Annotated in this window: 8 protein-coding genes; all 8 read left to right on the top strand. The window is 37.2% G+C overall.

Annotated features, from left to right (window positions below):
• Nucleotides 1–190 precede the first annotated feature (190 nt).
• The 8 genes from AO058_RS09930 (at nucleotide 191) to AO058_RS09895 (ending at nucleotide 15,863) form a co-directional block, all read left to right on the top strand.
• On the top strand, nucleotides 191–3,199 hold the full coding sequence (locus AO058_RS09930; protein WP_083634163.1) for a SusC/RagA family TonB-linked outer membrane protein: 3,009 nt from the start codon (nucleotides 191–193) through the stop codon (nucleotides 3,197–3,199).
• 11 nt (nucleotides 3,200–3,210) lie between these two features.
• The gene (locus AO058_RS09925) at nucleotides 3,211–4,905 is read left to right on the top strand and encodes a RagB/SusD family nutrient uptake outer membrane protein (protein ID WP_075326305.1); all 1,695 of its coding nucleotides are present in this window, start codon (nucleotides 3,211–3,213) and stop codon (nucleotides 4,903–4,905) included.
• Between the two features lie 563 nt (nucleotides 4,906–5,468).
• Nucleotides 5,469–8,474, top strand: a complete 3,006-nt coding sequence (locus tag AO058_RS09920) for a SusC/RagA family TonB-linked outer membrane protein (protein WP_083634162.1) — start codon at nucleotides 5,469–5,471, stop codon at nucleotides 8,472–8,474.
• A 10-nt stretch (nucleotides 8,475–8,484) separates the two neighbouring features.
• Nucleotides 8,485–10,080: a RagB/SusD family nutrient uptake outer membrane protein gene (locus AO058_RS09915; RefSeq protein WP_075326303.1), complete on the top strand. Its 1,596-nt coding sequence runs from the start codon at nucleotides 8,485–8,487 to the stop codon at nucleotides 10,078–10,080.
• A gap of 115 nt (nucleotides 10,081–10,195) precedes the next feature.
• Nucleotides 10,196–11,494 carry a DUF3472 domain-containing protein gene (locus AO058_RS09910; protein ID WP_232228820.1) on the top strand — a complete coding sequence of 433 codons (1,299 nt, stop codon included), beginning with the start codon at nucleotides 10,196–10,198 and terminating at the stop codon, nucleotides 11,492–11,494.
• A gap of 42 nt (nucleotides 11,495–11,536) precedes the next feature.
• A complete protein-coding gene (locus AO058_RS09905; RefSeq protein ID WP_075326301.1) occupies nucleotides 11,537–12,481 on the top strand; it encodes an NAD-dependent epimerase/dehydratase family protein in 945 nt (314 codons plus the stop codon).
• A gap of 124 nt (nucleotides 12,482–12,605) precedes the next feature.
• The gene (locus tag AO058_RS09900) at nucleotides 12,606–14,432 is read left to right on the top strand and encodes a DUF4091 domain-containing protein (protein ID WP_075326300.1); all 1,827 of its coding nucleotides are present in this window, start codon (nucleotides 12,606–12,608) and stop codon (nucleotides 14,430–14,432) included.
• Nucleotides 14,433–14,618: 186 nt separating this feature from the next.
• Nucleotides 14,619–15,863 (top strand): sugar MFS transporter, encoded by a 1,245-nt coding sequence (locus AO058_RS09895; RefSeq protein ID WP_075326299.1) that lies wholly within the window; start codon nucleotides 14,619–14,621, stop codon nucleotides 15,861–15,863.
• Nucleotides 15,864–16,067: the final 204 nt, after the last annotated feature.

Genomic DNA, 16,067 nt, shown 5'->3' with positions numbered 1-16,067 from the left:
TTCTTATACATACTATTATTATTCTTCCGAAACTATGACTAACAGACCCCAACCATCTTTATTTTCTATTTTTTTTGTTAATTTTTTTGTTAATAAATTATTATCAATATATTAGCGAAAGTTTTCGAAGGTTTTTATTTGCTTTTATAGATAATTACCGCTAATTTACTAACAAAAACAAAATTATATCATGAAAAACTGCTATTCATTAATACTTTTTTTCTGCATAATGTTTTCTTCTTCGGCTTACAGTCAGGAGAAAATAGAGGTAGAAGGAACAGTTCTGGATGCTGAAACGGGTATTCCCGTACCTAGTGCCAATGTTATTGAAAAAGGTACAACAAACGGGGTTTTAACAGATTTTGACGGTAACTTTAAAATTGACCTTCCCAGAGATGCAACGCTGGAAATTTCTTTTTTAGGTTATGCTACGCAAGAGGTAAAAGTGAATAGCCAAACCGAAATCCAGGTTTCGTTAGAACAGGACGCCGCGGCACTGGATGAAGTTGTTGTAGTTGGATATGGCTCACAGAAAAGAGAAAGTTTAACAGGATCCCTACAAACCGTGGAAGGAGATGAACTTAGAGATATCACAACACCTTCGGTTGAAAATATGCTAAACGGAAAAGCGGCAGGAGTATACGTAGCGCCAGGATCTGGCCAACCTGGGTCCAGAGGAAGTGTGGTAATTCGGGGACAGGCAACCTTAAGCGGAACTACCAGCCCACTATGGGTTATTGATGGGGTTATAGTTGGATCTGGGCCTGGAGAATTAAATCCGGATGATATTGAAACTATGACCGTACTAAAAGATGCAGCCTCAACTGCTATTTACGGTTCTCAAGGTGCTAACGGAGTTGTTGTGGTAACCACGAAGAGGGCGAAACTAGGAAAAACAACAATAAGCGCCTCTTCTAATATAGGTTTTAATGAATTGAATAACGGGAATTTGGAAATGATGAATGGAGCGGAGTTATATGATTATTACGCTTCATTTGAAAACGCTGATCAGATTTCATTTCCCCGCTGGAACGAAGAATTACGCAACAGTAATTTCGATTGGTGGGATCTAGCCACTACTACCGGGTTTACACAAAATTACAATGTTTCTGTTCAGGGTGGTTCTGAAACACTTAGGTCTTATATGTCTGTAGGTTTGTATGATGAGCAGGGCGCTGTTAAGGGCTATGATTATACCCGCTACAATTTCAGATTCAGAACTGAATATAAACCTACTGATTGGTTGACTATAAAACCATCAATAAATGGTTCACTTCGAGATGTGGAAGATCGGCAGTATTCTACAACGGCTATGTATTCCAACTTTCCGTGGGACAGTCCTTATGATGAAGACGGGAATTTAGAACCTCATCGTTCTAGCAACTGGGTAAATAGTGCCAGCACGAATTACCTGTATGATCTTCAATGGAATCATTCCTCAAACAAAAACTATGAGTTTATGGGGAATATGGATTTTGATATTGAACTGACCGATTGGTTAACGTTTTCTTCTGTTAACAACTATCGCTACAACAGCTATAAATCTAAAGGCTATACCGACCCGCGTTCTAATGGAGGCCAGAGTGTTAATGGACGAATAACCGATTATCGATCGGAATCCACACGCAGATACACCAACCAAATTTTACGATTTGACCAAAGTTGGGGCAAGCATGAACTTAACGGAATTCTTGCTTATGAATTCAATGACTACCGCGGTGAAACCCTTGATGCTTATGGAACCGGATTTATACCTGGTTTTGAGGTATTAGATGTTGTATCTGTACCGGAACGAACCAGAGGAGGTATTAGTGAATGGGCTGTACAGTCTGGTCTTTTTAACGCAAATTATTCCTATGACACCAAATACCTTGCTCAGGTTTCTTTTCGTAGGGATGGTGCATCCAATTTTGGAGATAATGCTAAATATGGAAATTTCTACTCGATTAGTGGAGGATGGAATATTCACAAAGAAAATTGGTTTAATGCAGATTGGGTAGACGCACTAAAACTACGTCTTGCCTATGGTTCTGTAGGAAACCGTCCAGGTTCCCTTTACCCGCAATACGATCTATATTCAATCTCGACTAATGCAAGTTACAATGAAAACCCAGGAGCATTAATTAGTCAGATAGGAAACGATGACCTAACCTGGGAAAAAACGTTTACGAGCGGCGTAGGATTTGATGCAAGATTTCTTAATGACCGAGCAAGACTAACCTTTGATTATTATGAAAAGAATACTGAAAATATCCTGTATCGGGTTCCTATTACGGGATTAACAGGTGTGACCAGTATTTGGCAGAACATTGGGGAAATGGAAAATAAAGGAATTGAAATTGCCATTGGCGGTGATATAATCCGAAACGAAGATCTAACCTGGAGTGTAGACTTAAATTTAGGGCATAATGTAAATAAACTCACAAAACTCTACGAAACAAAAAATGCCAGCGGAAATTATACTGTAAGACCAATTATTATAAGTGATGGGTTGGGAATTGCCGGTTCTGCACAACGCATGTTAGAACCTGGAAGGCCTATAGACACCTATTACTTAAAAGAGTGGGCCGGGGTGGATCCTGAGAATGGAGCTCCACTGTGGTACAATGTGGAAAGGGATGATCAGGGAAATGAAATTTCAAGAACTACCACTTCCAACTACTCAGAAGCAACATTTGAAAAAACTGGAAGAGTATCTCCTGATGTTTTTGGTGGATTTTCTACTGGACTATCATACAAACAATTCGACCTTGATGCTATGTTCGGTTATGCTTTAGGTGGTAAAATATATAACTATTCTCGTCAGGAATATGATTCAGACGGAACATATACAGATCGTAACCAAATGAAACTTAGACCTGGATGGAGCCGATGGCAACAACCGGGGGATATAGCCACCCATCCAATCGCTAAGTATAATAATCCTGATCAAGGTAATGCTACTTCTACTCGCTATCTGGAAAACGGTGATTTCTTAAAACTACGCTCACTAAGCCTGGGTTATAATATTGACCTTAGCCAGTTTGCTATAAGTAATGCACGTATTTCCTTAACTGGTGAAAACCTGTTCGTTATAACAGATTATTCAGGAGTAGATCCTGAAATTCCCGCGAGTAATGGAGCAGTGATGGGCTCTACCGGACCTGGAGTTTACCCATCCACACGTAAATTTATGCTGGGACTTAACTTAACATTTTAATAAAAAATATCATGAAAAAAATACTTATAGCCTTTTTGGCCACGACAGTACTTTTAGCCTGCGATATTGACCGTCTACCTCAAGGAAGCCTGGATTCCGAGACCATAGTCAATGATCCCGATGCTTCTCTTGAATCCCTGCTGAATGGGATGTATGCCCAGTTAAAAAGCTGGTCAGATCCTATGCACCGTATGGGTGAATATGCAGGCGACAATATGATGATTCGCGGCTCATCTACTGATGCGTTTTATGAATTTATATCATATTCTCGCACGCCAAACAATTATCGCCTGACACAATTTTGGGACTCAGGCTATAAAGCCATCGCACAAGCTTCAAATATTATTGATATGATTGAAGAGGGACAAAGTGAAGAGATAGATAACAACCTTGGCGAAGCTTACTACGTTCGGGGAATGATGTACTTTTACTTAACCCGTGCTTTTGGCCGTCCTTACTATCAAAATCCTCAAACAAACCTTGGGGTTCCTATAGTTAATGGTACACCTGATGATGTAATAAATTTAGAGCTTGAAGATCGTGCTACAGTAGAGGAAAGTTACCAACAAGCTATTACTGATCTAAAAAGGGCTGAAGAATTACTTACAATAGAAAAAGAATCAATTTATGCCACAAAAGAAGCAGCACAAGCTATGTTATCCCGTGTTTATCTTTTTATGAGTGGCACTTATGAATCTCCTAATACTGAATATACTCAACTGGCTGTAGATTATGCAACCGAAGTGATCGGTTCCGGCAAGTATTCGTTATTGCCAAGAGAGGAATTTATGGAGTATAACACCTTTATTCCCGAAAATAATGCAGAAACCATATTCGCAATAAAAAGAGTTGCATCAGAATTTTCAGGTTACGATCACTATTATGGTGTTGGAGGCATGTACGCCAATATAGGCGGTATGGGCTGGGGAGAAATGTATGCCAGTGCAAAATATATTGATTTGTTAGACGAAACAGGTCGTAATGACTGGCGCCCGGAAAGCTACAGTTTAGTAGATGCTCGTGCAGCCTTTATCCAGCCAACCTATGATAATAGTGCTCCTGAAGTTTTCCGCTTTATCAAGGAAGATGGTGACGATTTAAATTATGTACAGGCAGAGATTACTCGTAGTGGGAACACGATAATTGCGGAGGACGACACAGATTCTTATACACTCACTCCTGTTGACGCTAATCAGGAGATTTATTCTATTCAATATAGAGATGGAAAGACTTATACAGGTGTGATAGACAACTATATTTCATTAAACCGGGTTTACCCACAATTTTACATTACTAAAGCTTCTCTAGAAGGAGAAGAATCTCACTTACACTCTCCAGTCATTAGTCGTTTAGGTGAAATTTACCTGAACCGTGCTGAGGCTTATGCAAAACTTGGTAATTACAGCGCAGCACTGGAAGATCTTAACACGATCAGGGAGCGTTCTATTGTAGACGGAGGTTACAGCTCGCTAGATGCTTCAAATGCCAGTGAAAGAATTGATAAAGAACGTCAGCTTGAATTAGCTTACCAGGCTGAACGAAGCTATGATGTTTTCCGAAATGGAAAGGCACTAACACGGGAATATCCAGGACCACACAACCAAAATGAGGTGATTCCCGCTACCGATTTCCGTGTGCTGTTTTATATTCCGCAGGATGCCATCAATTCATACCCGGGTACCCTTACGCAAAATCCAACCCAATAGTAAGCGTAAATATTTAATTGCAACCTGTTAAGACTTGTTGCTCTAAAAGAAGGTAACGTTTTACTTTCAAATATAGAATTAGCCAAATTCTATTCTTTTTAAAAAGCGTCTCGTTTAAAATTTTAACGAGACGCTTTTATTTAATACATATTTTATAATTATTCATATAAAACAATCAAAACCTTGTTTAGAGTTTCATTTAATTCTTCTCGCCAAAAGAATACTTCTGTCAACTTAAAATTGAACTTATAAAATTTAAACTTTCTCTTATCCAAATTTCCCCTTCTTCTCTTAACGAATATAATTTTAAAAACCTTTAATATATACACCTACTCTTAAGATAATTCCAACACCTTGTTTTTAAATAGTTTAAAAATTAATTAAACAAAAATCTTACATAAAATATTTCAATAAAAAAGAATTAAAAAAAATTAAACTTACAAAAAACAATTTTTTAATAATTTATTTTGGATAAGTAAAGAAAACGTTTGAAATTGCAAACTATACGAAAGTTAAAACTTTCATTTTATTAATTTACCTTTAAATAATAACTAATAAATTTTATGAAAAAATTACTACTAACCTTCATTGTCGTGTTTTTGCCTTACATAATGTTAGGGCAGGAAACCATTGAAATTACAGGGACTGTTACAGACAACAGTATGAGCCTTCCTGGTGTTAACATCGTAGAAAAAGGTACCAACAACGGCACAATGACAGATTTTGATGGAAACTACACTATTCAAACGCCCAGTAATGCAGTTTTAGTTATCAGCTATATGGGCTATGCTACAAAAGAAATAGAGGTTAATGGCAAAACTAATATCGACATTGTTCTGGAGCAAGATGCTGCAGCTTTAGACGAAGTGGTTGTGGTAGGATTTGGCACCCAAAAGAAAGTAAACTTAACAGGTTCCGTAGCATCTGTAGATGGGGATATGCTTGAGGATAGACCTATGACCAGTGTATCTGCCGGACTTTCTGGATTGTTGCCGGGTGTTTCGGTAAACCAATCATCAGGTATGCCGGGTAACGATGGTGGTACTATAAGAATTCGTGGTACTGGTACTTTAAACCAGGCGTCTCCTATGGTAGTAATAGATGGAGTTGAAGGTTCCTTGAATGATGTTCAGCCAAACGATATTGCAAATATTTCAGTACTAAAAGATGCTGCTTCAGCTGCTATTTATGGTTCAAAAGCTGCTAACGGTGTCATTTTAATTACAACTAAAACCGGAAAAACAGGAGAACCTTCAGTACGACTAACAAGTAATTTTGGATGGCAATCTGCTACTAGATTACCAGATTATCTGGGATCGTACGACTATGCTGTGCTTTATAATGAAGCCTTAACAAATAGTGGTAAAGCCCCAAAATTTGATGAAAATGACCTTGAACTTTTTCAAAATGGAAGTGCCCCTTACAGCCATCCAAATACAGATTGGCAGGATTTACTGTACCAGGGATCGGGATTTGTAACCACAAATAATTTAGGCATATCAGGTGGTACAGAATACACTAAATATCGAGCATCCCTAAATTATCAAAAACAGGATGGGATAATAAAGCACACAGGGAAAGATGAGTATAATGCTCGAGTAAATCTTACAATCACCCCTAAAAAATGGTTAACCACCAATTTAAACCTGTCCTACACACAAATGGATCGTGAACAGCCTAACAATACATATGTTGGCGGCGGTTTAGATCAAATTATTAGGCAAACAAACAGAATTGCACCCTGGATTCCTTATAAAAATGAAGATGGCAGTTATGGGACCATTTCAGACGGCAACCCTATTTCCTGGATAGATATGGGGCCTCAAATTAATTATAACCGGAAAACCTTTGTGGGAATTGGTTCTATACAAGCCGACCTTTTCGAAGGATTTAATGTTAAAGCCCTTATGTCCCATAGAAATGTAGAAGAGGATAATTCAGAAATGAATAAAGAAATCCAATATAACGAGAACAAATACCACGGTCCAACAAAACTCACCGAAGACCTTAGAACAACTACTCGAAATACGCTTGATTTAACGGCTAATTACAATAAAACTTTTGAAAATGTACATAATGTAGGTGCTTTGGTTGGATACCATGCTGAATCTTATAATTTTAAAAGAACAACAGCTTACCGTGAAAACTTTCCAAGTAATGAACTTCCTAATTTAGATGCCGGCTCCACAAACGGCATGAAAAATACAGGCTATACAAGAGAACTAAATATGACCTCCTGGTTTGGTAGATTAAATTACGATTACCAAGGCCGCTATTTATTTGAAGCAAACTTAAGAGCAGATGCATCATCTCGTTTTGCAGAAGATAATAGAGTTGGAGTCTTTCCTTCTTTCTCTGCAGGTTGGAGAATATCTGATGAAAATTTCTTTGAAGGAATAAAAAGTACTGTGAACAATTTAAAACTTAGAGGTTCCTGGGGTCAACTTGGTAACCAGGATGCCCTAAATGACTATTATCCTACTGTACCAACTTTAGGTCTTGGAATAGACTATCCGTTTAATAGTGAAATTAATTCTGGAGCAGCCATTGCGAATGCGAAAAATGCAGCATTAATTTGGGAAAAAACTACAAGCTATGGATTAGGTATAGATGCCAGGTTACTTTATAAATTAAATGTCACCATAGATATATATAAAAAACTTACCGAAGGTATTATTATGCAAGTGCCCGCTCCCAACGAATTTGCATTAAATAACTTTTATGATAACGTAGGTAAGTTAGATAATAGAGGAATTGAAGTTAGTCTTGACTATACAGAGACCTTTGGCGAAATAGATTTTGGTTTTGGCGGTAATGTAGCCTACAATAAAAATGAATTAGTAGAACTTGCAGGTACAAATGAAGTTATTAGTGGACGTCAAATCCGGAAGTTAGGTGAATCACTTGATTCCTGGTATGGCTATAAAACCGATGGTTTACATCAAAACCAGGAAGATATTGATGCATATCCTACCAATACCTTGTATCCAGGACAGATTCAACCAGGAGACTTACGTTATGTTGATATCACAAACGATGGCAAGGTAGATGCCAACGATCGTGTGTTACTAGGCAACTCTACTCCTACTCTAAATTTTGGAGCTAATTTAAGTTTAGCTTACAAAAATTTTGATTTACTGGCAATCTTTCAGGGAGCCACAGGTGGCTATGGCTATATGGATTTTGATGCTATTGGCGCCGTTAATGGAGACGGACAAAAACCATCTGCAATGTGGTTAAACCGATGGACTCCAGAAAACACAAACACTAACGTGCCAAGACTCATTGATGCAATTAATGGACCAAGCATGCCTCAAAATTCTACCACAAGCTATTGGTTAAGAAGTACAGATTATTTAAGAATGAAAAATCTTCAACTTGGATATAACATTCCAACCAACGTTTTAGACGGCTGGAATATTTCAAAACTAAGAGTTTATTATACTGCTCAGAATTTATTTACTATTACGAATTATCTCAAAGGATGGGACCCTGAAGCGCCTTCCGGGCGTGGTAGTGGATACCCGGTTGTAATGACCAATTCTATCGGTTTTAATCTAACTTTTTAATTATTACAAGATGAAAAAATTAATTTACTTTATAGGAATCGTTTTTATATTCACCTCTTGCGAAGATTCTTTTTTAGACACAGCACCTAATGATGCACTTTCCCCTTCCACTTTTTGGAAAAGCAAAAAAGATTTAGATCTGGCGCTAACAGGCTGTTATAACGGCTTTGAAAGTGGTAACTCAATATTATATCGCGATGCTGGTTCTGATAATGCTTTCAATAATTTCCCCTGGGAAGGATGGACGAATATTGGGAATGGAAAATTATCACCAGCAGATCCCGGAGCATCGTATTACAACTTTGCCACAATAAACCGATGTAATGAATTTCTGGAAAATGCAGATAATGCAGTTGAAGTTCCGGAAGAAGATAGAATAATTTATAAGGCTCAAGCCCGCTTTATTCGCGCATATGAATATTATGTGCTTACCACAAATTATGGTGATGTCCCTTTAATTACTGAAAATTTTGCTACACCCGAAGAAGCTAAAGTGCCACGAAATCCACAAGCAGAAATTCGCACATTTATTGAAAATGAATTAGCTGCAGTAATCGATATTCTACCCGAATCATATTCAGGTTCAGAATTTGGAAAAGCTACAAAAGGGGCCGCTCAAGCTCTCCTTATGCGCTACTATCTATATTTTAAAGATTATGAACAAGCCTTAACAACAGCAAAAAGCATCACTGGCTATTCATTACACCCAAGTTTTAAAGGCCTTTTTGATCCAGCTAATGAACAGAATAACGAAATCATTCTATCTGTACAGCATACGCCTGATATTTATGCAATGAGTTTTACTCCATTCTTACCCAATAGTATTGGTGGCTGGTCATCTGTAGTTCCTACTCAGTCTTTGGTTGATGCGTTTGAGATGGCAGACGGAAGAACTATTCAGGAAGCTCAAAGCCAGGGAGACTATGATCCTGAAAATCCATTTATAAATCGTGATCCCAGGTTAAGAGCCACAGTCGTTTATCCCGGGCAGGTATTTGCCGGCAGGGTTTACCGCTCAATTGAAGAAGATGACCCAGATTACTATAATACAGCTGATAACGCTTCAAAAACGGGATATAATTTTAAAAAATATACCACTTTTATAGATATAGATCCCAGTGCTCCTTTCTGGAATATGGGAAATGATATCTTTCTTTTTCGATATGCAGAAGTTCTCCTGACTATTGCAGAGGCAAAAGTAGAATTAGGGCAAATAGACAGTGAACTTTATGAAGCAATAGATGCGGTGAGATTAAGAGCAGGGATGCCTGCAGTGGATAAGCAAAAATATGCTGATCAGGAAAGCGTGAGAAAACTTATTAGAAATGAACGAAGAGTTGAGTTTGCAATGGAAGGACTTCGTAGAGATGATATTATACGCTGGGATATAGCGTCTATAGTTATGAATGGTGAATTATTGGGCGCAAAAAGAGGAAGGGTTCTTGAGACTACTCAACCAAATGGAGATCATCATGTTTCGATGACGTTACCACGAAATTTAATCGAGACCAGGGAATTTCAAGCTCCTAAAAATAATCTTTTGCCTATTCCACAAAGTGCGATCGATAAGAATCCCAAACTGACACCTAATAATACAGGATATTAATTTATTTGAGTATGAGAAAGGATAATTAGAATTAATCTCTAAACAAGCTGCTTTCCCCCCAAACTAATATGAAACCCCAATAATATTAATTGGGGTTTCCTTAAAATAAAAATTGATGAAATTTAACATATACAAAGTTGCTATATTAATAACCTATCTGGGTATATTTTTAACTTCTTGTACACAGGATAAAGAGGAACCAGAATATACCTATCAAATTCCTTTAGGTGAAAATTCGTGGATTTCCAACAATCAGGAAGAAGATAGAAAAATTATTAAAAAAGAAGGTGTACATAATTGGGATGGCAAAAAACCTATTCAAAGTTATTTTAGAACCAACAAATCAGGATTGGTAAAACTTGGACTTAACCTGAAATCAACTTCAGGAAATACCAAACTAAAAGTATCACTGGCTGGAGAAAGCCACGAAATTCAGGTTAAAAACAAAGACTTCCAGAAGGTTTATTTAGGTGAATTTGAACTTGAAGATTCAGGTTACCAGCAAGTATCTATTAAAGTTATAGAACCGGAATCAAATGAAAAAATAACAATCAAAGAACTCCTTTTGGCTGGATCGGTTACCGAGGGGGAAGTGAATTTCGTAGAAGACAATTTCCATTTTGGTCGTCGTGGCCCTTCAGTTCATTTGCGTTACCCCATCCCGGAAGAAAGTAAAAAACCCACTTATTTTTACAATGAAATAGTGGTACCACAGGGAGAAGATGTGATAGGTTCTTACTATATGGCAAATGGATTTTCTCACGGTTATTTTGGCATGCAGGTAAATTCAGAAAATGAACGTCGAATCCTATTTTCGGTTTGGAGTCCTTACGAGACGCAAAACCCTGATGAAATTCCGGAAGATCAAAAAATTATTATGCTTAAAAAAGGAGATGATGTCTATACCGGCGAGTTTGGCAATGAAGGCTCTGGAGGACAGAGTTTTAAAAAATTTATGTGGAAAACCAATACCACTTACAAATTCCTACTGAAAGGTGAGCCTGCAGGTCCAAATCATACAGATTATTCCGCATATTTCTATACGCCAGAAAATAACGAATGGGAACTTATTGCAAGCTTTAGAAGGCCAAAATCCAGTAATTATTTAGGCCGTTTATATTCTTTCCTGGAAAATTTTGTCCCTGCTACCGGAGATATTTCCCGTAAGGCTCACTATAAAAACCAATGGCTTTATGATGAGGAACAGGGCTGGATAGAATTCACTGAGACCATTTTCACAGCTGATGCCACCGCCAATCAAAAACATAGGCTTGATTATGCCGGAGGAGAGACCACAGGAGGATATTATTTGAAAAATTGTGGCTTTTTTAATGAAACAACCGAAGTCAATACTAATTTTGAAAGGGAAGCAACCGGGAATGCACCACAAATAAATTTTGAAAATTTACCTTAACAACTCTAAATCAATCTTAAAAATACTTTCACTACTTTTTTAATGGAAAAAATATTAATTACGGGCGCAGCGGGACAATTAGGAGTTGAACTCACCACTGCTTTAGCTTCAAAATATGGAGCCAGTAATATTCTGGCCAGTGATATTAACTCAGAATCAGCTAAAAAATTTAATTCAGTAAAATTTCTAACCTTAGATGCTACCGATTCTAAGCACATTGAAAATATTATTGTAACTGAAAATATTACCCAGATATATCATTTAGCTGCTATCCTTTCAGCCAAAGGGGAAGATAATCCTCTTTTTACCTGGGATTTAAATATGCGGAGTCTCTTAGGAATTTTAGAGGCTGCCAGAAAATACCAGCTTAAAATATTCTGGCCGTCATCTATTGCTGTTTTTGGAAATGACACTCCGCGTAAAAATACCCCCCAAAACCCTAGAATGATTCCAGGTACAGTATATGGAATCTCTAAGCAGGCCGGCGAGCAGTGGTGTAATTACTATGCTAAAAAATTTAAAGTTGATGTGAGAAGCCTGCGTTACCCTGGCTTAATATCTTATTCAGCCCAACCTGGTGGTGGTACTACCGATTATGCTGTAGATATATTTTATAAATCTAAAGAAGATAAAAAATACACCTGTTTTCTTAGTAAAGATACCCGTCTACCCATGATGTATATGCCCGATGCCATAAGAGCCACATTGGAATTGATGGAAGCACCTGCTTCAGAAATTAAAACACGTACATCCTATAACGTTTCCGGAGTAAGTTTTACACCGGCTGAACTTGCTGAAGAAATCAATAAACATATCGCAGATTTCAAAATTTTATATGAACCTGATTTTCGACAACATATTGCAGACAGCTGGCCACAGAGCATTAATGATGAGGTGGCCGAACAGGAATGGGGTTGGAAACCTAAATACGATCTTAAGAAAATAACTATAGATATGCTTAAAAATATAAAATGTGAAGCCTATTAACCTGGTGAATGGTGGTTCAATCAATACCAAATCGAGCGTCTAAATCAATATTGATTTTAATCCACTAAAAGCAGTATTTAGCGCTACAAGAAGCTAAATTGATTATAATATTCAATTTCATCATATGACTTTCAAAAAATTCAGAATAATAAAAACCTGGAGCGCTATTATTCTCCTGGGTTGGTTCAATTTTTCTCAGGCACAAAGTCCGGAAGGAGTCACTCACTCCGGGCAACACACAAACCAGATGCCTTTTCCAGTTGATTCGTATCACGAATTAGCAAACCCAACTCCCACTCCTGTTAAACTTTGGAATGATTCTCAAAGAACTATAGTGGGATGGGGTAAAACCAGTAAGAGGTACGAGAAAGAAAAACCGGTATCGAAAGATTCACTTTCAACTAATTTAAACCTGCAAGGCTGGAGGGGAGAAAAACTTTCTGCCCAATGGGTAGTTTCAGCAGGAAAAAAAGATTTAAGCCTAAGTGTAGAAATATCAGATTTAAAAAACAGAAATAATAACCAGGTTATTTCAAAGGAGCAAATAGAAAGTGCATTTGTTCGCTATGTATTAACCGATGAACTTAATAAAGATCAAAAAGGAGCCTGTGGCCATCGCGTCCCGGCAAACTTTGATTCAACTTTAGTGGCCGATGTTATAGATCATAAAATAAAAGATTTCAAGGTATTAAAACAAACTACAAGACCCGGCTGGTTATCCATTCAGGTTCCCCGGAATACCAAACCAGGGCTTTATTCGGGAACTTTAAAAATAAAGGATGGTAGTAAAATTTTAAAAAAGTTATTTATAACTATTACGGTAGAAGAACGCCGTTTGTCAGCTCCAAAAGAATGGAACTTCCATCTGGATCTATGGCAAAATCCATATGCTGCAGCCCGATATTTTAAAACCGATTTATGGAGTGATGAACACTTTAAAGCTATGGAAGAGGATATTCATCATTATGTAAATGCTGGAGGAAAATCTATTACAGCAAGTATTATTGACCGTCCCTGGGATGGCCAAACACAGGATGCTTTTCATTCTATGGTTCGGTGGACTAAGAAGCTTGATGGCAAATGGGATTTTAGTTTTGATGTTTTTGATAAGTGGGTAGAATTTATGATGGATTCAGGCGTGACCAAACAAATTAATGCCTACAGTATGATTCCCTGGAAACTAAGCTTTGCTTATTTTGATGAAGCTGCCAATACTACAAAACACCTTAAAACCAAACCCGGCGAGGAAGAATACAAAAATTCCTGGACAGCTATGCTTAAAGCCTTCGCTGCCCATTTAAAAGAAAAAGGATGGTTTGATAAAACTTATATCGCTATGGATGAACGCCCTATGGAATCTATGGAAGCGGCTATGAAAGTTATAAAAAATGCTGATAAGAATTTTAAAATATCTTTTGCAGGTAATAGTCATCCTGAATTGTTTGATGCTATAGATGATTATTCAATTACATTAAGTGAAAATTATCCCGATAAAATTATTGAATCCCGTAAAAAACAGGGGAAAACAAGTACTTTCTATACCAGTTGCTCCCATCCCTATCCCAATAGCTTCACTTTTAGTGAGCCTTCAGAAACCGAATGGTATGGCTGGTATGCCGCCAATAAAAAGTTAGATGGTTTTTTACGTTGGGCTTACAACAGTTGGGTTCTGGAGCCACTTTTAGACAGCAGGTTTACCACCTGGGCAGCTGGAGACACCTATTTTATTTATCCGGGCGGAAGAACATCTATACGCTTTGAAAAGCTATTAGCTGGAATACAAGCCTATGAAAAAATTCAAATCTTAAAGTCTGAATTTAAAAGGAATAATAATACTGAAGCGCTTTTACAAATTGATAAAATACTGTCCTCTTTCACAATAGATGAGCTTAACAATAAATCAGCTTCTGTAATGATAGATAAAGCTCAAAAGGCTTTACAGAACTTATAAAAATATTGCTAGGAAAATTTTAAGTGTATTCTTTATAAATCCAGTAACCGGGGTTACTGGTAAATTTTTCGCTTAAAATTCTAATATGTACCGATTATCATAAAATAACCCAAAGGCAAATTGAGCAATGAGCTAAGCCTTTATCACAATACTGTTTTAAGTAAATAGAATATTAAAAATAAATCCATGACTAAAGAAACAAACAAATCCATCATCATAATTGGAATATTATTTTTCATTTTCGGCTTCGTTACCTGGTTGAACTCTGTCTTAATTCCATATCTCAAAACAGCGAGTCAGCTCAATAATTTTGAATCCTACCTTGTAGCTTTCGCCTCATACATCTCCTATCTGGTTATGGCAATACCTTCGGCATGGGTTCTAAAAAAAATAGGATTTAAAAAGGGTATGTCTACGGGATTAGTTGTTATGGCTGTTGGTGCCCTAATTTTTATTCCAGCGGCTATATCAAGAACTTACGTTTTATTCTTATTCGGATTATTTGTTCAAGGCACTGGTTTAGCCCTGCTGCAATCTGCTGCTAACCCTTATATTACCATTTTAGGTCCTATTGAAAGTGCGGCAAAACGGATGAGTATAATGGGAATCTGTAACAAACTTGCAGGAGCACTGGCCCCAATCATCTTTGGTGCTATTTTGCTTAAAAATATGGACAAAGTGGAAGCGAGCCTTACTGGGATGAATGCGGTAGAAAAAGCCGCTGAACTGGATGCGCTTTCAGCACGGGTAATAACACCATATATTGTAATGGCAATAATCCTTATAGGCCTTTCTGTTTTAATTTACTATTCATCATTACCTGAAATTAAAACTGATGAAGAAGATGAAACTCTCGCAGCCGCCAATAAAAATAAAACCAATGTTTTACAATTCCCTAATTTATTATTGGGTACCCTTGCAATGTTTCTTTACGTTGGTGTGGAAGTAATTGCCGGGGATACAGTGATTAGCTATGCCCGAGATGCCCACGATATCCCTACCAATGTAGCTAAATTTTTCACCACTTATACATTAATTGCAATGATCGTTGGTTATCTAATTGGTACCGTAACGATTCCAAAATATATTAGTCAGCAGAATGCCTTACAGCTCTCTGGAATATTAGGAATAATATTGGGCCTGGTCGCCATTTTTACAAATGGATACATATCGGTCTTAAGTATTTCTTTGTTAGGTCTTGCTAATGCCCTGGTATTCCCGGCCATATGGCCACTTGCACTACACGGATTGGGTAGGTTTACTAAAATTGGATCTTCATTTTTAATTATGGCCCTGGCGGGAGGTGCAATCTTACCACTTATTTATGGCTATCTTGCTGATACCTTTGATCCGCAATCAGCTTACTGGATTGTTATCCCAAGTTATTTATATATATGGTTTTTTGCAGTTAAAGGACATAAAATTAAATAATAGCTTTCTATAAATCTTTGTGGTTATGTAATAGCATCTTTCTTTAAAGATGTTATTACATAGGTGACCGTTTTTGTTTAAATTCAACTAAAATATTCGTAGATTTTAAGCTATAATTCAGTAAAGAATTTTGGAGCAAATTCACGCATTATTATTGAAAAATTTAATTTGATTTCGAGGCAGTCCTCGGAGCATTTAGTACCG

It is taken from the genome of Salegentibacter sp. T436 (assembly GCF_001932675.1).
GTDB classification, from domain to species: domain Bacteria; phylum Bacteroidota; class Bacteroidia; order Flavobacteriales; family Flavobacteriaceae; genus Salegentibacter; species Salegentibacter agarivorans.
Note: the sequence above shows the minus strand (reverse complement) of the source record. Positions and strands in the feature narration are given on the sequence as shown.